The organism is Paenibacillus wynnii (assembly GCF_030812855.1).
Taxonomy (GTDB): Bacteria; Bacillota; Bacilli; order Paenibacillales; family Paenibacillaceae; genus Paenibacillus_AQ; species Paenibacillus_AQ wynnii_A.
The window spans coordinates 113,919-134,579 of the sequence record NZ_JAUSTK010000010.1 but is presented as its reverse complement, the minus strand read 5'-3'; the positions used below and the strand labels follow the sequence as shown (position 1 = coordinate 134,579).

Genomic DNA, 20,661 nt, shown 5'->3' with positions numbered 1-20,661 from the left:
TTTACAGCGGTACGGAGGGAGATTCAGGTGAACACACAAGTGAATTTAAGCGAGATTTGCGGAAAATTATGTTCCTACATGACAGCAGGCGGCAGGGACCATTGGGGGATGGATATAGAGCATTGGGATTGGGTTCCCGGCGTGGGCCTTATTTCCTTGCTGGATTACGGGATAACCGATGGGCAGCAGGCCGCTCTTGATTATGTAACGGAATGGGTGGAGCGAAACCGGGGGCAGGCTGACGGAGCGAAGGTGATCAATTCGCTGGCGCCATACGCTTTATTTCCGGAGCTGTATCGTTTGAGCGGACGGGAGGATTACCTGCGCAAATCACAGGAAATTGCCCATTGGATGCTGGAGGAAGCGCCACGTACCCGCGAAGGGGCATTGGAGCATACCGTAACCGAGGCTGTTGACTTTCCTGAGCAAGTCTGGGCCGATACGGTGTATATGGCCGTCCTATTTTTGGCCCGCTTGGCTCATGCGACGGGAGAACGTCGGCTGGCGCAGGAAGCTTTACAGCAGACAATTCTACATCTGCGGCTGCTCCAGAATACGGACACCGGCTTGCTGTTCCACGGCTGGGATTGCATTCGGGGAGGCCATATGTCCGGCGCCCAATGGGCGCGTGCCAACGCCTGGCTGACTCTTGCGATTCCCGATATTGTGAAAGGGATTCAGGGACTTGCTGATATTCCGGAGGAACTGGTCAGCCGTTACCGTGACCTGGCCTCAGGGCTGAGAGCTGTCCAGGCCGGGGACGGGTTATGGCATACGGTGCTGGACCGAAGCGATTTCTATAAAGAAAGCTCAGGCAGTGCGGGAATTGCCTGCGGCTTCTTCAAGGCGGTCAAGCAGGGTCTGCTGGATGACAGCTATCTGGATACCGCCCGGCTTACTGTTCTGGGGATTCATCCCCTGATTACGGCAGCCGGCGAGGTGACCATGGTTTCAGGCGGCACACCCGTGCTGGGTTCCGTTTCCGCCTATAACGAAGTCCCGCTCTATCCGACTTTGTATGGACAAGGGCTGGTCTTGCAATTGCTGACTGAGTGGCGGTCGCTGGAACCTGAGGCTGAAGGAATGTTGCGCAATACGGGTACAGCGAATGCGCAGTCCAATGAAATTGCCGCAGCCGCCGATGGTTTTGATAAGGGGAGATTGCAATGATGGAAGAGAAGCAATTACTGATTTCCAAAATCCGGTCCATGGAATCCCGCTACAATCCGCAGCTTCACTTGCTGCGATCCCGGTTCAGCAGCCCGGGTTATCATACGACATTGACCGAAAGGGAATGGGTGCATTCTACCCGGGATTCGCTTAACTACGCGCTTGGTTTGCTCGATACGGAGCTTAAGCAATATGAACAGCGGGCTTTGGAGGTCATATCCAGGGTGGCCGCCTTGCAGGATACAGACCGCAGCCACGACACGTTTGGCATTTGGTCGTGGTTTTACGAGGAACCGCTGAAGCAGATGGCCCCCCCGGATTGGAACTGGGCCGACTTTTGCGGCAGCAAGTTGCTTACTGCGCTTTGCCGTCATGGGCACCGGTTCCCGGAGAAACTGCGTCAGGCTGTAATCAGTTCGGTAAGCTATGCCTGCGAGGCGATACAAAAGCGCAATGTAGGCCCCGATTATACCAATATTGCCATCCTGGGCGCCTTCGTGACCTTGATCTACGGTGAACGATTCGGTCACGGAGAATTTGCGGCCTATGGTCTGGATCGCCTGACCCGGTTGTATGAGTATACTTCACGGCGGGAGGTTTTTGAGGAATATAACAGCCCTGTATACACCTATATTGCGATCCTTGAGCTATCCAAGCTGCGCGGGATGACACGGAACGCCGAAGCCCGGGGGTTGTGCAACAAGCTGCTCGACATGACCTGGAAAACGGTAGCCGGACATTATCATGTCGATACAAAACAATGGTCCGGCCCGCACGCCCGCTGCTATGAAACGCTGCTGAACGATCAGAGCAAGGCGTTTCTGCAGATAGCGACACAGGGCGAGGCGATGTTTTTTCCCTGGGCAGACCTGCCTTATGAGGAGGAGTGGTATCTCAGCGGGATGGTCTGTTCACCGCAATACCTTGAAGCCTTTTCGGCATTGGATACGAGGCTGGTTACTCAGTGGTACCAGGGCGACATGGCATCCTCTACCGCAAGATGGGCCACTACTTACATTACTCAGCAGTATAGTCTTGGCACTTTTGACCATATGGATTTCTGGAATCAAAGAAGGGTGTTGTTGGCCTACGTTAACAATGGTGGACAACCGGCTTATTTACGGCTCCGCTTTTTGCATGACGGCTATGATTACTGCTCTGCTTATTTCAAAAGCCGGCAACAGCGGGATCGGGTCTGGTTCGGCATTGATTTTGTCAGCAATGGCGGTGACACTCACATTAATCTGGATAAAATTTGCGGCTCCATTCAGGCATCCGACCTGCGATTGCGCCTGGAGCTTGGCGGTAATCTTGAGGGGGTGAGCATCACTCAGGTTAGGGATGGCGCTGTAATCGAAATCGGCGGGCTGTTCGTCAGCCTCAAGTCGTGGTTGATCCTGTTTGCGGAGACGACGGGTTCCGGGAATTCCTTTGGGTGGGAGATTGCCGAGACCGAGTCGGGGGCTGCCGTTGATCTGGTGTTGTATTCAGGCCCACAGAAGCCATTTGATTTTGCCGGGATGAATCAGGCATTGCTGGTCTTGTCCCTGACGTTAGGGATGGAACCGGAGGCACACGGGCCGGCGCCTGTAATTGAGATGGAAGACAACCGTGTTAAGGTTGCTCACGGGGACATCGCGGAGCAGCAGCCTTTATATCTTAATCTGCGGCCCGCAGAGATATAACAGATGATATAAGAAGGAGATTAATGCCTATGAAACCGGATAGCTCGCATATCAGGCAAATTAAAGTGGTATCTAACACCCATTGGGACCGGGAGTTCCGCAGATCCTTTGAACGCACGCGGCGCAATCTGTTAACGATGCTGGATACGACATTGGATATATTAGAGGCGGATCCGGCTTATGCTTCATTTACACTGGATGGCCATACTATAATGCTGGAAGATTATTTGGAGCTGCGGCCGGAGCGGAAAGCGCAGATCAAACGCCTGATCCAGAGCGGCCGATTAATCGCGGGGCCTTATTATACATTAGCTGAGGAATTCAGCATCACCCATGAAGCGCTGGTCAGAAACCTGATGTTTGGACGAAAAACGTTGGAACGATACGGAGGGAAAACAGGCACGGTCGCCTACACGCCCTCATCCTGGGGACAAACAGGCCAGCTTCCGCAGATTCTACGGGAATTTGGCCTCGATAAGATGATGTTCTATCGCGGAATTTCCCATCATGAAGCCGATGCCGAATGGATCTGGAGCGCCCCTGACGGAACAGAGGTGCTGGCCAGCCGATTTGCGCTGTATGCCCGCTATAACTGGTATTATCAGGTGCACCGTGCAGTCACCCGAGGTACGGTATTCGACAAGAGTTATGCCTGGGGACAATATGATGAGATTCCTTTCCGCCTTTCGGACACGTTATCAGGCGAAGACCAGGCCTATGACATTAAAGCTCCTGCCGTTCATTACGACAAGCGGCAGCTAAAGCAGGCAATCGAGCAGATGGTGCAGCGGGAAGGCAGGCATTTCACAACTGAGGTGTTTCTGGCCATGCACGGACATGATATTTCGGTGGCTCACCCCTTGGAATCGCAAATGATTGCCGATGCGGCAGAACTGCTTGGAGACACTTATACCATTGAGCACACCGACCTGGAGGGTTTTTGGAATGAAGCCGTCAAGCATTTGAACCGGGAAAGCCTGCCTGTACTGAGTGGTGAGCGGAGAGCCTATCTTAAAACAGGCATGTGGACGTTTCTATTCCCGGGAACCATTAGCGCGAGAACTTATCTGAAGCAGATGGATTACACGGCCAGCAACGCAATGGTATATTATGCCGAGCCGCTGGCCTCATTAGCTGCGGCACTTGGCGCGGAATATCCTGCACGGTATATGGAACGCGGCTGGAAATATCTGCTCTCCAATCATACACATGATGCGAATGGCGGCTGTGCGCCAGATGCCGTCTGTGCGGATATGGAATACCGATACCGCAAAGCGGGTGACATTGGAGATATTGTATCCGAGGATGCAATGGCTTATATCGCCGCCCATTTGTCACCGGAAGGCTTGGAACAGGATGCGCTTCAACTTATTGTATATAATCCCCTTCCGGTGGAGCGGACGGAGATTGTGAAGCTGGACCTGGAACTGCCCCGTTCTTTTGCAGCCGGATCGGTGCGTTTTGTATCGGAGCATGACCGTGAGGTCCAGTGCCAAGCGGTGTTCAGTGAGACATCCAGTGTCTTCATGGACAGCATCTGGGATGTTCCTACGATATTGGATTCCAGCCGGATCAGCTTGTTGGCCGAGCTCTCCCATTTACCGGGTCTCGGATACAGGGTGTATCGTGTTCAGCCGGAGCATCAGGATTTAAGGAATCAAGGAACCCTTGTCCGCAGCCCAGTTTCCATGGAAAATGAATTTCTGAAAGTAAAAGTGAACACTAACGGAACGGTGGATATTCATAACAAGCAGACCGGCAGAATCTATCGTGAGCTTAATTATTTGAGAGATCAAGGCGAATGCGGGAACGCATGGAAGCATGTAGCTCCGCGTCATGACCGCATTTATAACAGCCTGGGCATGCAGGCCAATATTGCCGTCACGGTCAACGGAAGCTTGTCGAGTACGATTGAAGCCGGGTATAAGCTGGCAGTGCCGATTGATTACGGGGGGGCACATTCGCGGAATGACATCTTGACAGATCTTGATGTGAAGGTGGCGTACACCCTCGAGAAAGGGGCTCGGGCCGTGAAAGTGAAGCTCACGGTAAACAACCGGGCCAAGGATCACTGGCTGCGGGCCTGCCTGCCAACAGGGCTTGAAAGCGATGTTACCTGGGCGGACAGCCATTATGATGTAGTATCGCGGCCCATCACACTGCCTGACAGCTCGGATTGGGTGGAGCAGGCCGAGGGCACACATCCACTGCGGACTTTCGTGGGTCTGACGGACGGTCAGGACGGAATTGCTCTGTTGCCAAAAGGGCTGTACGAATACGAGGCCTTCGACGATGAGCAAAGAACACTGGCACTGACCCTGATTCGCGCTTGCCGCATCAAACTTGCCGTCAGCGAAGAGAAGCTGACCGAGCTGCCGGATCAGGGCATTCAATGTCCGGGTGAGCGAAGCTTTGAATATGCGATCCATGTTCATGAAGGCGATTGGAAGCAAGGGGATTTGCTGGGAGCCGCCGCCAGGTATGGAGTGCCGGTGCGTGCCGCCGCTGCAGGGCGCGGGCAGGGAAGTCTGCCAGCGGAAGCCGGCTTGTTCACACTTCATAACCGGGCCCTGCACGTAACATGTGTGAAGCAGGCCGAGGATGGCAGCGGACTGATTATCCGTTTGTTCAATGCTTCTGCTTCCCGACAGGAGGCCAGACTCCGCTTCGGAATAACTCCGGTTGAGGTGCTGCAATGCACCATGGATGAGCAGATGGTAGGTACACTGGACTTCAAAGCCCAATTGGAAGAGCTTGTTATGCAAATCGGTCCGAAAAAGATCATCACCCTGAAGATACGCACGGAGCGTGAAGGCCATGAGTGAGAAGAGGCTGCCGGGCTTTAGCAAAAGGTTATCCGATTTGCTGCCTGACTTTAGCAGGGAGGAGGCGGGCGGCGATGGGTTGTTTCGCCGGGGAAGAGACGGCGTTCTGGACATTTTAACGCCAAGGGATCGTAAAAGCGATTTTATCGTATTCGAGGACAAAACCTTATGTTATGTCAAATCTGCCATGGGATACCCTGCGATTTATCCTTTGCGGGAGGCTGAATTTACAGGCTCTGCCGATGCCGTGCTCATGGATCTCGACGGAACCAGTGTGCATAGCGAACCGTTCTGGATATGGATTATTGAGCAAACTGTCTCAAGATTGAAAAGGCAGACCTTTTTTCGGTTTGAGGCCGAGGATGAGCCGCATGTGTCCGGCCATTCCGTGTCTGAGCATTTGCAGTATTGTATATCCAAATATTGCCCCGAGGCTACAGTTGAGGAAGCAAGGCGGCATTATTTCGAGATTACACAATATGAAATGAACGAAATTATGCAAGGCAGGGGAAAACGGGATGCATTTGTGCCTGCGCCTGGGCTGAAGGAATTTCTGCTCACCTTAAAATCAAACGGGATCAAGCTGGGGCTGGTTACCTCAGGTTTATATGAAAAAGCATGGCCCGAGCTGGTTTCGGCTTTTCGGACGCTGAACCTGGGTCATCCCTTTGACGTTTACGATGCGGTAATTACGGCGGGCCAATCGCTCCGCCCAGGGCAAGCGGGAACGCTGGGAGAATTGGCACCGAAGCCGCACCCGTGGCTGTATGCTGAAACAGCCAAAGTGGGGCTGGGACTTGAGCCGGGCAGCCGGGTTGTGGGCATTGAAGATTCCTCGGCAGGCGTGCTGTCCATTCGTCTCGCCGGGTTCCCCGCCTTCGGCATCTCCGGGGGCAATATTACGCGGAGCGGCATAAGGCCGCTGTTGGCCGGGGAATTCAGTTCTCTGGATGAACTGCTGCCGCTGCTGTCCGGGCGGAAAAGGATATAAATGGGTCGGGCTGTCCCTTTGACCGCCGGGCCAAGAGGACACAAAGAAACCTACCCAAATTGGCAGGTTTCTTTCAGCTTGTCGAGAAACCCGGTCATTTCCATGACCTTGGGTTTCTCTTTTTGTTTTGGCATATGTAAAATCGAGAAATCGAGGGGGTTACCCTCGTTTCTCCAGGCGATCCAGGTGGATCGCCATCTTCTTCATGTTCTGCACGGCTGCCGTCATCAACTAAAGGGTAACTCTGAAGGCATGAAAATAATCTGGAGGGAGCCTAAGCTCCCTCCAGATTATCCAGCCACTTGTTAATGATTTGCGGTGTAATGATGAAGAATGGTTGAGCATTCACCCAAGCGGACTTGCCATCCCATGAAATGATGCCGCAGGTTACAGATTCACGGTTGCCGTGTTCGAGTAAGCCGACATTCCAGTCGCATTTATAGCCGCTACCCGGTAGGTGTAGCGATTTTCACGAATTACAGTTCTATCAGTGAAGTTGACATTACCCGTTAAAAATCTCGGTCCAATTGTGACGAGCGCGAAATAGGCTCCACCATTAATAGAGCGTTCGATCACAAAACCAGTCTCATTCCAGGCATTGTCCCTCCAGGTCAGACGAACTTGTCGTCCGCCTTGTCGTATTGCAGTCAAATTAGTTGGAGCCGCTGGCAGTTGAACTTGATTTGGATCAACCTTCACGACATTGGAAAAGTCAGAGTCAACTGTCATCGTTGGAAAGCCAGGAGTGGCGGTGTCGCCGACAGTGTTGGAGGCAACCACCCGGTAGTAGTAAGCGTTGATAAAAATGCTGACTGGATCGGTGTATGAAGTTGAACCGGCTGGCAGCGTTGCTATATTAGTCCACGGGCCAAAACTATTGACTGCTCACTGGACAGTGAAGCTGGTCTCGTTAATGGAATTGTTCGTCCAGGTTAAAACTACACGTCTCTCGAAGAAGAAAATGATAAGATTCGCAACGAGACTGGAAGGCGCTTTTGGTGGAACGACATACGCCATAGCATGCATCATATCCATCTCTTCGTGAGCTAAAATATGGCAGTGATACACGTATTCCCAACCAAAGTTCACATAATGGTTGGTAACTTGGTTAATTGGATTTCCGAGCGGATCGAACCATCCTACAGGTGGTGGCGGTGTTAGTACAGCACCCTCGGGCATTGTTGGGTCGATCAGGCGAACACTGTTTGGCACCTCGAATGGTACCTGTTCAGGGGCAGGAATATTGGGTCTCAGCGCAATGATGGTGTGCTCGAGCGGGTTTACCCTGAAGGTTTCCTTCCAGCCCAGTTCATTAGGATCCGGCGGTAGCATAGCTCCGTCCCAGGCAACCCGGTTAATGAGCTGTGCAGAGAACAGGTGGGTGTGAATGGTATGAGTATCCACACCGTTGTGAGTGATCTTCCAGATCTGAGTTCCATCATCAAGAGAGCCAATCGGAGTCGCATTAAGATTTGCTGTACCTTTGATAATTTCAACGGGTGGACTGGCATAGCCGTAGACTACAAATTGATTGAAGTTAGAACTCGTGACAGGGAATTCTAGTCCAAGCATACCACTCATCCGTCCATACCCGGTGTCGTAGACTTCACCCATTTCATCTTGTAAAGCCTTCGGTTCGATCTGCAGGGTAACAGGCGGCTGAAGAACTCCGCTCGCGTCTATCGGACTAAAGGTTTTGGAGAACTCTTGAAGTTGTACGTAGGCGCTGGAAGCGTTAGCAGGCAAATTAGTAACGTTATAGGCGGAGTTGTAAGCAGCCTGTGGGATTATGATCGGATCATGGGTCGCTTCAAAGACACCTCTTTTTGTGTCTGTTTTAGAAAACGCAGCTTCTAACACAGTAATGTCATACGCAGGTGCGGGAGCAGAAGCTGCCACTCTGATCTGCATAATCGTGCGGGTATTGGGACCGTATCCAGGTTGCGTGGACGGCGCGCCACCCTCAGCAGTTAGGTCCGGATTGCCCGTGTAATAGTCATAGCGTGGGTCGGAAGCTGGGAAAGCTGCGGGAGCATCGTTATAAAGAATGAGAGTCTTCCCGGCATACTGGGAAAAGTCAACGATGACATCCGCTCTTTCTGCGGTTCCCAACAGGAGCGAGTGCTGATCGACATTTCCGAAGTTGAAGTTTGTCGCATTCAGGTTCCATGTGATCGGCTGGCTAGGGATCACTACAGGTGCCGGCAGGAAGCCGCTCTCGGTGCCGATTTGAATCCAGTCTGGTCCTTTTAAGGCAGGATCGGGCACGCCACTTGGCCAGTCTGCAGGAATACCCGGTGTTCCACAAGCGGGTACCATCTTGACTTCTGTAGCATATCCCGTGTCAGGTGAGACATAGCCAGAAGGATCAGCTACATACATTTGCAAATTAAAGAAACGGTCATCGGCAGCATTTAGGATGCGGAAACGGTAAGCCTTGGGCTCTACTTCCAGGTAGGGGTAGGCAGTACCATTGACAACAGGGGTGTCCATAAACGCTTCACCCGGCATCGAGGGGTTAGGCGTAGCAGGCATCATTGGCGGTTGCTCGGGCGCATTTACGGGATCGTAGTAAGGGTTCGGAACCGGCCCGTGCTCTATATTCGTTGTAGGCGGCCAGAACCACGGGCCATACATCCATCGGCCAAACGGGTTTGCCCCGCTGGGATCCCAGGGATTCTGGGCTGGACTATAGACATGAGGATACCAAAGGTCGCCGGTATTGGGTGTACCTGGCGTTGTTCCCCATGCCCAAGTGGGATCCGTACCCAGGATGGTGTTGGTATCAACGAAAGTTTTGTCTGGGATAACCAGGGGAATCCCAAGTTCGGGAAGAATCTTTTTCAAGCCTGGATTAACCCCGGATTTGTTGGTGCCATTGATGAGATCCTGTTCAACCCGGTCAGTCAATAGATAAGCTGCAGCTTCTCCGACATAGACATTAAGGCGAGTGATACCAAATGAGTGATCATGATAGAACATCAGCCTTGCACTTTGTGCATTGGGTGTAGTACAAGGTCTGTATACCATCGCGGGGGTCGTCTACATTCTCCATATCAGGGACGTTCACTACACTGACACCCTGAGGATAGGGAGTGTCTTCTCCCGCCGGGGTAATCCACTGATGAGGTGTCCCATCGCTAATCCAGATGGTATTATTACCATGAAGATGGATGTTGGCGCGGTTTTGTGTGTAATGCATAGGCATGGCATCATGTCCTAGCGGTCCATGCCCAGCTCCCATAACAGTTGTATCTACCGGGACGAATAGATTGCCGCAAGCGCCGGTAGGAAGCAGATTATAGAACTTGATGCGCACCGGTACGTCACGGGTGGTGATAATAGCAGGTCCCATATAATGGGGCGCATCCACTCCGTAAGCCTGAGTGCCATCACCTTTTAAAATCGGCACACCATTATGGGTCAAAGCAATATGCGCACCGGGAACGACTGTTGTAGACAATTGCACATAGCCTCGGAGCGTGGTGGGTGGCAGATCCGAGTGCATCTGTTCTTTAAACTCAACCACGGCGATTTCGTAGTAGTCAGAACCTGAATAAGTCGTCGTATCGGCGACAGCAATCGGGATGTACTGACCTAAAGCATTTGTGCTGCTAGATCCCAGCCCTGGCATTGAATCAAGGAATTTTCTCAGCGGCGGACTATAGGCCCAGTTGGCGGTACCGAAATAGTCCGGAATCAGATATCCAGTATTCGGATCGGGCACGAGAGCCGTCCGATCTAAAGACTTTTTCGTCTGCATTTTTCTGTCTCCTCATAAATATATTTGTGCAGCAATGCTATCAAAAATCCTTATTCGCTATATAGTGTTCATTAGGTAAACTAGGGTTTGTGCATGTATCATCATGCATGAGAATTAGTTCACTACCCCGATTTGATAGACACCCAGAGTTTTTAATGTGCATCTATGTTGTGTTCTCAGCACATGTGGAGTGCTTAATATTGATGATGCCTAAAAGAATAAGTGAGATGTGACAGTATTGCTCAAATGCATTGGTTTTTAAGATGGTGTACACTTAAATTCTGTTGTTAAACGGGCAGGTTAGTGTAAGAAGGAAAACTTAGATTTAAACCTAAAATATATAGATTAAAAAATATGTCATTATTTATATAAAAGAAAATGAGGGTGAAAATATAAATATTAGAGTAGCAAGTGAATTAGACTACCCTGATTTAAGACTTATATATCTAGAATCTCGTCGTAAAAGTTTTCATTGGGCAGATAATGAAGAAATGATTTTAGAAGACTTTGATAAGCATACTGAAGGAGAGTATATAATTTTAGCAGAGGAAGATACTCATATCCTTGGATTTGCTTCTTTGTACTTGCCAGATGATTTTATTCATAATTTATTTGTTCACCCTGATTTCTCAGGTAAGGGTGTTGGTGGTCAATTGCTTAATGCCTCCATAGAAAAAATGAATAAACCAATAAGATTGAAATGTGTATCCGAAAATCAAAAAGCGATTAAGTTTTATGAGAATAATGGTTGGAAGAAAGTTGTTGAAGAAGGTAAACTAGAAGAAAAATATTGGGTTATGGTATATGAATAAAATAATTAATTGAGCGCTGGCGAATACGAATATAAGCGTTCATGCGTCGGGGAACATCTTGTCGTCATTGCAAAAGCAGCAGGTTAATTACACAAGCAAGTGGAGGATTTGGCCGCAGTCTACTGCTTGATTCAAAATTTGACTTGGTATCAGTGAATGTTAGGTGAAAAGGATCGGGATTGAAGGCCAGTTCCTTTCTATTTTATCAATATTAAGAACTCCATACATGTGGAGTGTCTAATATTGATGGTACGAAAAGAGATGTGACAGTATCGCTCAAGGAAGTTGAAAGATAGGTAGACGAGTCACGTTGAATGCTGCGTGAGGATTGAAAGGCTGAAAGATTGATGAATAAAGGGATGCAGGCGATTCGCAAAGCTAATAATTTAGTGCGATCCTTGAGAAGATAAAAAAGATATTTATAAAATATTGAGGTTTAATAAAAGATGAGGGTTCATGTTATGCCAAAAAACGATAATATGCTGGCAATTCTATGGATGCTGAATTCTGGCGTAAAAATGACTGCAAAACAAATATCCGAAAAGTTAGAAATAAATATAAGGACAGTTTATCGGTATATTGATGCACTATGTGCCAGCGGAGTGCCTATAATATCCGACACAGGTCATAATGGCGGGTATAGCTTGCTGAATAATTTTATCAGAGCACCTCTGCTATTTGATATTGAAGAAAAAAAGGCACTCCTTCATGCTGCTGTTTTTGCAAAAGAAGCCGGATACCCTTTGAGTGAGGCATTAGGCAATGCGACATCAAAATTGAAAATGTATTCGAATCAGGAGCAGGAAAGTATACTTAGCCGTCATTTAGCCGGATTTGAAGTTATAAACCGCATGGGAGACCCTTCTGTTCAGCCGGTATTGGCGGAATTGGAGCAGGCTGTAGCAAACGAATTCTCTGTAGAAATTGATTATCGCACAAGCCATGAAGAACAACCCAAGAATAGGGTGATAGACCCCTATGGAATGGTTTACTGGAACAATAAATGGTATACTGTTGCATTTTGCCACCTAAGAAATGAGATCCGCAGCTTTCGGGCAGAACGGATTCTACAAATCAAGCGTACTCAAAACATATTTAAGCGTTCCGAAGCTTTTTCGGCCCGTGAATTTTTTATGAAAAATCTGTTACCTGATTTAGTGGGCAAGGACGGGTTAATTTCTTTAATTATCGGAGGCAGGTCAGAGGCATTGGATGACTTATGCCTGCATTGGTTTTTGGGGCATCATCTGAAAGAGCGGACATCCAATCAAGCAATCTTTTTACTTGAGGAAGAATCAATTCATAGATATGTACCTCATCTTCTCCTATCCTACGGTAAATCCATTCAAGTAATCGAACCACAGAGTTTGAAGGAAAAACTTGTTGCAGTTGCGTCGGAGTTAATGGAATACTATCAACTTTAATAGCTTCACTGACAGCAGATGTCAGTGAAGCTATTTTATAATGATGATAATCATTGATTACCTATGGATGGTTGGTATCACTTGATGAATTGTAAAATAAGGAGAACTTGCAAATGAATAATACGGTATATCTTTATGTGTTTGACACAATGTCAGACTGGGAAATAGGTTACTTAACTGCCGAACTGAACTCGGGAAGATATTATAAAAAGGGGCTGGCCCCATCAAAAATAGTTACCGTGGGAATTGAAAAAACTCCTGTGACTACAATGGGCGGATTGAAAATACTGCCTGACATCAAACTGGATGAGTGCAGCATTGAAAGCACAGATACATTGATTTTGCCCGGTGGAGATACATGGACAGAAACAATTCACCAAGCCATCTTAAAAATCGTTGAGAAGTGTTTAAAGGAAGGTGTATTGGTTGCAGCGATTTGTGGTGCTACAATGGGACTTGCCCAGACAGGATTGCTGAATTCACGTTGGCATACAAGCAATGATCTGGAATACCTTAAAATGATCTGTCCCACTTACACGGGCGAAAAGTATTACAAAATGGAGTCTGCTGTAACTGATGGAAAACTGATCACTGCATCTGGAATAGCTCCGTTGGAATTTTCTGTACACGTCTTGAAAGCTCTGGGTGTGTTTTCTTCAAAAACATTAGATGCCTGGTATAGTCTTAATAAGACTCATGAATCCAAATATTTCTATGAGTTGATGAATTCAATCCAATAAAAAATTATTTTGCGGAGTTTACCAACATTCATTTTTACAACCTTGGGGATTCGGATATTGAAACGTCTATTAAGGCTGTTTTTGATATCACAAATGCACTAATGACATAATATTAGCAGACAATGGTATATGTGATGGCTATCGGAGGCACTAATTTGGGTTATCAATAGGATCAAGTTTCCGTTTATAGGGACAATCTGGGGACAAATAGGAACATATATATTCAAAAGTAAAATTAATGTAAAACATCATCATAATTGAGCGGAAATGAGACGTCAGAAACGGAATTCATTTGCGAAAAGCTTGTTAGATCAAGAATCTTACAGACCCCATACAGTACATGTAGATTTAGTTAAGAAACTTGAAGCAAAAGGTGAGCAAATGATGAGTAATAATTGAGTAAAAGAGAAAATACATACGTAAATCATAGGGAACTAGCGGAGAGATAAGATACCCGAAAGCCTTATAGGAGTAGGCTCTAGGACATTTTGGGAAACAGCGGAAAGTGTTGGGCGACATTGAGGGGGTAGTGCCCATAGGGTGTGCGGGTTCAAATCCCGCCGACCGCACCATACCTCAAAAACCTCGGAACCCTTACTTTGTAGGGGTTCCGAGGTTTTAATTGATGACCGGCTGATCGCCATGGTTTTAGAAGAAGACGAGGCGAAGCAGGATCTCCTTCATGCCCAATTTCTCGAAGAGCTTCAGCGCAACATTGTCCCTGTGGTGAAGAACCGTTCTTTCATGCGAGACAAATAGACCAAAGCCAATAGGTTCACAAAGACCAAGCGACGAGGGCTATAGCTGCTTAACCTGACAAAATTGGGGACGAGCGGGGGTATCATTGCCGACACAAAAGCCGTCTAAAATTTATGCGCAATTTTTCGAAATGTCGGGTTCCACAATCTAACAATAATCGTTTATAACCGGCATATCGCCTTTTCGATCGGAATCGGAAAGACGACGATTTACCCCCGGCGCTTTTCCCTTGTTATTCGCGTTCGGGGTTCTTATTCTTGAATAAGTATATAAAGGTTAAAATAAGTCCGATAAGTAATAAAGACAAAGTGTTCGTTATTAAAAATGCAATTCCAACACCCTGTACCACTAAATTAACAGCATAAATTTCCATAAAAGCAATCCCAATGAATACTAACCAAAAGCTTTTTGCGCTTAAATCTGTTACTGATTTGGTTTTTACTATTTTTAATATTTGCGGAACCCAACCTGACGCTAATATGAACCCGCCAATCAATTGTAAAAGTTCAAAAACCATTCAAGTCCACCGCCCTTCTTCTGGAATTTATATGCAAAATCTAATATTTTATGAAACTAAACGTCACACCCCCTTTAATGTAAAAATCGAATCCTATTGCTATATTCGTGTTACTGGAACGTCATATTAAGCGCGTAGAACTAGTGACCGGGAATGATAGCGTAAAGATCGCCTTCCGCACGTCGCAGGACAAGCTCGAAAAAGTAAATAAAGATCGCGTTTCGGTACTGAACTAAGCCGGGGACAATTCGCCTCGGTCTTTTTTATGCCGTCAGACTCCCGGAATTGGCGAGTATAACGTTTCGGGTATTTTCCCGCGCAAAAGAAAAGACGCTTTTTAGGGCGCCTAGAAGTCGTGGGCAAATGCCATTCCATTAGTATAAAAGCCTGTACTCCCTGTCACCTCGACACATGTGGAGTGCTGTCCACTGTCAATGCGGAAGGACAATTGAACTGGGGATATGTTGATGCGCGAGGATGCTACCGACAAATAAACCGAGCGAGGTCTGGTCATAAACTCCAGATATCGCCCGGTTTTATATTTATCGATATCTGCAAGAAAGTCGGTTGTCATCCATGCCTTGACCGTTTCAAGAGCGAGGGCAGAACCTATTATTTTAGCACCAATACATAGAATATTTGTGTTCGAATGGGAACGGGCCAGCCCGGCGCAGAATGGATCCTGACAAACGGCGGCATTAAGTCCGTATATTTTATTTGCGATAAGTGCGCTGCCATATCCAACTCCATCAATAAAGATCCCCCGGTCCGCTTTAGCTTCTGCGACAGCTAATGATGCGCGTGATCGCTTGCCATCGCAATTTTCATAATAGGTACACTCCTATAGATTAATATTAGCCAATTCCAAATATAGTTCACTAGCAGCCATTTTGATAATGATCATGAACACGGTATCATGTCCCTAGGGATTTTTTTGTGTTTCCTTACGTTCGGAATAATAAATTTTTACCAATCTCTGCAACTAAACATTTCAGCCGCACGTTTTATATTTAGTGAAAAATTGGTTGGGGTATGAGTTAGCCTTGTGCAATCAGCTCCTAATTTTGTATAAGATCCTCACCGAACTTCAACGAGGTCGGAATTCATAATTGGTTTCTTAGTCTTTTTTTGCCCCAAAAAAATCGTTCCCACAACTCCCGCTATAATCATCAATGAACCGATCATCGAATACTTCGTAATCTCTTCTCTGAGGAATAGTGAACCGGCTGTGATCGAGACGATCGTCGACAGATTTGAGAATACACTCATTTTTGAGGCCTCTATTCGGGACAAGGCATAGTTTGCCATCAGTGAGGTTAGGAGTGAAGATATCACTCCGAGGTACAGAATCGATACGATAAATGTGCTGCTGGCGAGCGGTGCGATGAAGCGATCGAGCGTCCCGGCGGCAACATGATCTGTTAGTGAAATGATCAGGAAAGTAACAAAGCCAATTCCAAACATCAAATAGCTGATCTCCGCAGGGCTGAAGGTTCTGAGCAGCGAGCGGGCCATAACGCCATATCCGGCGAAAGCCAGACACGATAAGAATAATAGGGAAATACCCTGTATGTTCGTCAAGTCGATGCCAGTGCCCTTCATCATAAAGATGAACACCACGCCGAATACCGATAAGAAGATCGAAAGCTTCTGCAGGACAGTTGTGGTTTCCTTCAAAAATACGGAGGCTAAAACCATCGTCAAGATCGGTGTGGTGGCATACAAGATGCCTCCCTCGGAAGAGGTGGCCTGCTGCAGCCCGAACGTTTGAAGCGTGAAGAAGCCAAGAGGGTACATCGATGCCAGAAGCAGCAGTTTGCCTAACGGTTTGTTGCGGTAGTTCAGTGTTACTCGGCCGAACATAACCGGAATCGACATCACTATAAAAGAGAGTGCAAAACGGTACGTTAGCGTATCGATAGGGTCAGCATAATCAAGCGCCATTTTGGTAAACAAGAACGAGAATCCGATGATCACTGCGTTCAATAGCGCTGATAAATAAGCAAGTTTCGTTCCTTGGTGGTCTATGATGGTGTGTCTCCTCCTCTTTTAAACAGCTGGGATCATGTTCGCGAACAGCTATCCGTTACTCAAAATTGTAGAGGGAAATCATGACCTGAACAATAACGTATTATCATAACTGTATCGATACAGTTTATTGATTCTTGTATACTGGATAGAGATAGGTGAGGGGGAGCGGCATGAAAAAGTATCTGGTTATTCTGTCCGAACTAGAGCAGAAAATCTTAGAGGGACAATATCGTCCAGGCCAAAAGCTGCCTTCCATTCGCAGTACCTCGGAGCAATATGGGTGCAGCATGAGCACGGTTATACGGGCATACGCAGAGCTGGAGAAGCGGCACGCCATTTATTCAATCTCGCAAAGCGGCCATTATGTAGTCGAGAAATCGGGAGATGAGACTAACGACAAACCCAGCAAAATCATAGATTTCGCTTCCGTGCTGCCCGATGTGAACGTGTTCCCGTATTTGGATTTCCAGCATTGCTTGAACAAGGCGATTGATAAATATAAGCACCAGCTGTTTACCTACGGAGATTCAAGAGGACTGGAGAAGCTTCGTCATACCCTGGCCTCCCATCTTGCAGGAGATCAAGTATTTACGAATGCGGAGCGGATAATAGTGACTTCGGGTGTGCAGCCGGCGTTGGAGATATTGGCGAAAATGCCATTCCCCAATGGGAAGTCAGTCATCCTAGTCGAACAGCCGAGCTACGATATCTATTTGCGGTTTCTTGAGGCAGAAGGCATACCGGTTAGCGGCATTGCCCGCACGGCAGCAGGTATCGATCTGAGGGAATTAAAGGAGAGGTTCAAATCCGGCGACATTAAATTTTTTTATACGATGTCAAGGTACCACAATCCGCTGGGCACTTCTTATAGTGCGGAGGTTAGGGAAGCGATTGCCAGTTTGGCTAGCAAATACAATGTCTATATTGTTGAAGACGACTATATGGCTGATTTGGGTGAAGAACGGGGATTTGATCCGATTTACGCGTACAACAGAACTTCTCATGTCGTTTATTTAAAAAGCTTTTCGAAGATTATATTCCCCGGTTTGCGGTTGGGGGCCGTCATTTTGCCGGAGTCTCTACTGGAGACGTTTCATTCCTATAAAAGATATGGCGACACCTCGCTGCTGTCTCAGGCGGCCCTCGAAGTATACATTAACAATGATATGTACGAACGGCACAAACAGAAAATATGCAACCAATACGCAGCCAGGATTCGCACGCTGAATGAGGCATTAGAGCGGTATAACGATGCAGGATTAATAGAGAGTTCTGGGGTTAACTCAGGAATTTTTGTGCAATTTAAGCTCCCGCAAACGGTTAATTTGGAGCAATTGATAAAGAGACTTACGGCTAGAAATGTCAATGTCGTATCTGGAAAAGGATTCTATTTATCCGGCTACCTGGATCGGGAAAAGTTCTTGCGGATCAGCATTTCCCAAGCGCAGCCGGAGCAAATTGAGGAGGGAGTTAGGGCGATTACCGAAGAAGTGAGGGGGATGAAAGGATATAACTCAATAATATGATAATTAATAAACAAAGGGAGGTAGAGTCTTATGTCCGATGTTCGGGAGCAAATCTTGGAGGAGTTACACCGGATCGAAAGGGACGAAGGGGTTCGGATCTTGTATGCTTGCGAATCGGGAAGTCGTGCGTGGGGCTTCCCGTCCAAAGACAGTGACTATGATGTGAGATTTATATATATCCGGCCCGTGGAGTGGTATTTATCGATCTTTGAGAAACGGGATGTGATCGAGCGGCCTATCAGTGATCAACTTGACATTAGCGGCTGGGATTTGAAAAAAGCCCTGAATTTGTTTCGGAAATCAAACCCTCCGCTGCTGGAGTGGCTGCAATCTCCGATTCATTACATGGAACAGTATTCGGTAGCGGAGCAAATCCGGGGCATTTCCCCCTTCACATTCTCTCCCAAATCATGCATGTATCACTACCTGCACATGGCAAAGGGGAACTATCGGGATTATCTGCAAGGTGATCAAGTCAAAATCAAAAAGTATTTCTATGTACTTCGTCCCATCTTGGCCTGTGAGTGGATCCAGCAGTATAATACGATGCCCCCTATCGAGTTTCAATCACTGATTGACGTATTAGTGCCAGCGGGTAGTGAGTTAAAGGCGGTTATTCTGGATTTATTAGCTCGCAAAATAGCGGGGGATGAAATGGATTATGAACCAAGAATCAACCCGATCAACCTTTTTTTAGAAGAGAGAATAGCTTACTACGAAAAGACGGCTGTAGGTATGCTTACGGCAGAGGCTGTACAGGATCAGGAGCTCGATGTTTTGTTCCGTTCAGCATTAAGGGAAGTATGGGGATAGGGGCTTAGAGTTTGGGCACGCCTCCAACTGGCAACAAAAAAAAGCAGAGGCCTAAGCCTCTGCTTTTTATCATTTTTCCCTACGTCTTAATCACAAAGTCCGTGCCTTCTTTACGTTTCTTTGCATATTCAGCGGTTGCGGTAAAGAGTAAGTCAGAGGATGAGTTAAGGGCTGTTTCAAAGGAGTCCTGAAGAACGCCAATTATGAAACCAACACCAACGACTTGAATTGCCACATCATTTGAAATGCCGAAGATGCTGCACGCTAGAGGAATCAATAAAAGCGAGCCGCCCGCAACACCTGAGGCCCCAGCAGCAGATACAGCGGATAGGACGCTAAGAATAAGTGCCGTGCCAAAATCTACTTCAATGCCAACCGTATGAACAGCAGCGAGAGTCAAGACTGAAATCGTTACGGCTGCACCTGCCATGTTAATGGTAGCACCTAATGGAATAGACACCGAATACGTATCCGGATCCAACTCCATTTCTTCACATAAGCTCATGTTGACTGGAATGTTTGCAGCTGAGCTGCGGGTAAAGAATGCGGTAATCCCACTTTCCTTCAGGCAATGAAAAACAAGCGGGTAAGGATTTCTGCGAATATTCACATAAACAATCAATGGATTAACAACAAGTGCCATAAATAGCATACATCCAATAAGAACAATAAGTAGTTTACCGTAATCGAGCAAAGAGGAAAGTCCATTGGCTGTGATGGAATCAAAAACAAGTCCCATGATACCTAGTGGTGCTAAGTTGATCACCCATTTAACGATATGTGAAACAGCATCTGAAAAATTAGTAAGCATGTTTTTTGTAGAATCATTGGCATTTTTTAATGCGACACCCAGAAGAATAGCCCAAGTCAGGATACCAATATAGTTGGCATTCATTAGGGCGTTTACTGGGTTGTCCACAACCTTAAATAGCAAAGTCTTAAGTACTTCTACAATCCCATCAGGTGGAGTCAGGTCGCTGGCACCCGTTACAAGGGATAAGTTTACCGGGAAGATAAAACTTGCAATAACGGCTATTAGTCCCGCCAAAAATGTACTTAAACCATACAAAAGAATAATCGATTTCATATTCGTTTGTTGGCCTTGTTTATGTTGGGATATGGCTGACATTACGATGAGCAAGACCAATACAGGCGCAACCGCCTTTAATGAGGATACAAACAAGGAACCGAAAATGGTGATTCCCGTTGCATTAGGAATAACTAAAGCCAATATTATACCAACTATAATCCCCACAAGAATTCGTCGTACTAAGCTTACTTGGTTCCACTTGAGTAGTAATGTTTTCAATGATTTTCCCCCGGTTTCAATATGGAAATATAACTTAAGCCCAGCGCTTTAAACTGATAAGGCATAAACGCTTTACTATGTTGGCAAGTTTATATTTATGTAAGTTTAGCACGAAAATTGTCGGTTGTGTGAGAGTGCCAAAATCTGTACATAATTATTCACTTTTATAATTAAAGCTATATAGACTGAACTGTGATGAAAACTTCTGTGAAACACGTATGAACAACAACCAGGTGCTTCATTAGTTCAGTCTAAATTTAGAAGGAATTTTTCCTACTAATTTAAGGATTGAACCA

At 47.0% G+C, this 20,661-nt stretch carries 15 protein-coding genes and 1 pseudogene; 9 read left to right on the top strand and 7 right to left on the bottom strand.

Annotation, left to right across the window (positions count from 1 at the left end; translation table 11 throughout):
- Window positions 1-27 precede the first annotated feature (27 nt).
- Genes J2T20_RS12500 through J2T20_RS12485 form a run of 4 tightly spaced genes read left to right on the top strand, consistent with a single transcriptional unit; the run spans window position 28 to window position 6,671 of the window.
- Window positions 28-1,170, top strand: a complete 1,143-nt coding sequence (locus J2T20_RS12500; RefSeq protein WP_307588755.1) for a glycoside hydrolase family 88/105 protein — start codon at window positions 28-30, stop codon at window positions 1,168-1,170.
- Window positions 1,167-2,855, top strand: a complete 1,689-nt coding sequence (locus J2T20_RS12495; protein ID WP_307588753.1) for a hypothetical protein — start codon at window positions 1,167-1,169, stop codon at window positions 2,853-2,855. The genes J2T20_RS12500 and J2T20_RS12495 overlap by 4 nt, the downstream gene beginning before the upstream one ends.
- 29 nt (window positions 2,856-2,884) lie before the next feature.
- Window positions 2,885-5,680 (top strand): glycoside hydrolase family 38 N-terminal domain-containing protein, encoded by a 2,796-nt coding sequence (locus J2T20_RS12490; protein WP_307588752.1) that lies wholly within the window; start codon window positions 2,885-2,887, stop codon window positions 5,678-5,680.
- Window positions 5,673-6,671, top strand: a complete 999-nt coding sequence (locus J2T20_RS12485) for an HAD family hydrolase (RefSeq protein WP_307588751.1) — start codon at window positions 5,673-5,675, stop codon at window positions 6,669-6,671. The genes J2T20_RS12490 and J2T20_RS12485 overlap by 8 nt, the downstream gene beginning before the upstream one ends.
- Window positions 6,672-7,058: 387 nt before the next feature.
- Here J2T20_RS12485 and J2T20_RS12480 read toward each other — a convergent pair whose 3' ends face one another.
- The 3 genes from J2T20_RS12480 to J2T20_RS12470 all read right to left on the bottom strand — a co-directional run bounded on the left by J2T20_RS12480 (window position 7,059) and on the right by J2T20_RS12470 (window position 10,434).
- Entirely contained in the window at window positions 7,059-7,400 is a 342-nt protein-coding gene (locus J2T20_RS12480) for a fibronectin type III domain-containing protein (RefSeq protein WP_307588749.1), read from the bottom strand.
- A gap of 156 nt (window positions 7,401-7,556) precedes the next feature.
- The gene (locus J2T20_RS12475; protein ID WP_307588748.1) at window positions 7,557-9,701 is read right to left on the bottom strand and encodes a hypothetical protein; all 2,145 of its coding nucleotides are present in this window, start codon (window positions 9,699-9,701) and stop codon (window positions 7,557-7,559) included.
- Entirely contained in the window at window positions 9,640-10,434 is a 795-nt protein-coding gene (locus tag J2T20_RS12470) for a hypothetical protein (RefSeq protein WP_307588746.1), read from the bottom strand. The genes J2T20_RS12475 and J2T20_RS12470 overlap by 62 nt, the downstream gene beginning before the upstream one ends.
- Window positions 10,435-10,826: 392 nt before the next feature.
- On the opposite strand from J2T20_RS12470, the gene J2T20_RS12465 reads away from it, so the two are divergent.
- From J2T20_RS12465 to J2T20_RS12455, 3 genes are all read left to right on the top strand, one after another.
- Entirely contained in the window at window positions 10,827-11,246 is a 420-nt protein-coding gene (locus J2T20_RS12465; RefSeq protein WP_307588793.1) for a GNAT family N-acetyltransferase, read from the top strand.
- A 461-nt stretch (window positions 11,247-11,707) separates the two neighbouring features.
- The gene (locus J2T20_RS12460; RefSeq protein WP_307588744.1) at window positions 11,708-12,670 is read left to right on the top strand and encodes a helix-turn-helix transcriptional regulator; all 963 of its coding nucleotides are present in this window, start codon (window positions 11,708-11,710) and stop codon (window positions 12,668-12,670) included.
- A gap of 113 nt (window positions 12,671-12,783) precedes the next feature.
- Window positions 12,784-13,410 (top strand): type 1 glutamine amidotransferase family protein, encoded by a 627-nt coding sequence (locus tag J2T20_RS12455; protein ID WP_307588742.1) that lies wholly within the window; start codon window positions 12,784-12,786, stop codon window positions 13,408-13,410.
- Between the two features lie 991 nt (window positions 13,411-14,401).
- Here J2T20_RS12455 and J2T20_RS12450 read toward each other — a convergent pair.
- The 3 genes and pseudogenes from J2T20_RS12450 to J2T20_RS12440 form a co-directional block, all read right to left on the bottom strand.
- A complete protein-coding gene (locus tag J2T20_RS12450) occupies window positions 14,402-14,686 on the bottom strand; it encodes a PQ-loop domain-containing transporter (protein ID WP_307588740.1) in 285 nt (94 codons plus the stop codon).
- A 346-nt stretch (window positions 14,687-15,032) separates the two neighbouring features.
- A pseudogene (locus tag J2T20_RS12445) lies at window positions 15,033-15,476 on the bottom strand (RpiB/LacA/LacB family sugar-phosphate isomerase); the annotation flags it as partial.
- Window positions 15,477-15,763: 287 nt separating this feature from the next.
- A complete protein-coding gene (locus J2T20_RS12440; RefSeq protein WP_307588792.1) occupies window positions 15,764-16,714 on the bottom strand; it encodes a DMT family transporter in 951 nt (316 codons plus the stop codon).
- 173 nt (window positions 16,715-16,887) lie between these two features.
- Here J2T20_RS12440 and J2T20_RS12435 point away from each other — a divergent pair, with 173 nt between their 5' ends.
- Together J2T20_RS12435 and J2T20_RS12430 are read left to right on the top strand one after the other, a co-directional pair.
- Complete coding sequence (locus J2T20_RS12435) at window positions 16,888-18,243, top strand: aminotransferase-like domain-containing protein (RefSeq protein ID WP_307588737.1); 1,356 nt, start codon at window positions 16,888-16,890, stop codon at window positions 18,241-18,243.
- A 30-nt stretch (window positions 18,244-18,273) separates the two neighbouring features.
- Window positions 18,274-19,056 (top strand): nucleotidyltransferase domain-containing protein, encoded by a 783-nt coding sequence (locus J2T20_RS12430; RefSeq protein WP_307588736.1) that lies wholly within the window; start codon window positions 18,274-18,276, stop codon window positions 19,054-19,056.
- 79 nt (window positions 19,057-19,135) lie between these two features.
- Here the strand turns inward: J2T20_RS12430 and sstT are convergent, their stop codons facing one another.
- Window positions 19,136-20,365, bottom strand: a complete 1,230-nt coding sequence (gene sstT, locus J2T20_RS12425; RefSeq protein ID WP_307588734.1) for a serine/threonine transporter SstT — start codon at window positions 20,363-20,365, stop codon at window positions 19,136-19,138.
- Between the last annotated feature and the right edge of the window lie 296 nt (window positions 20,366-20,661).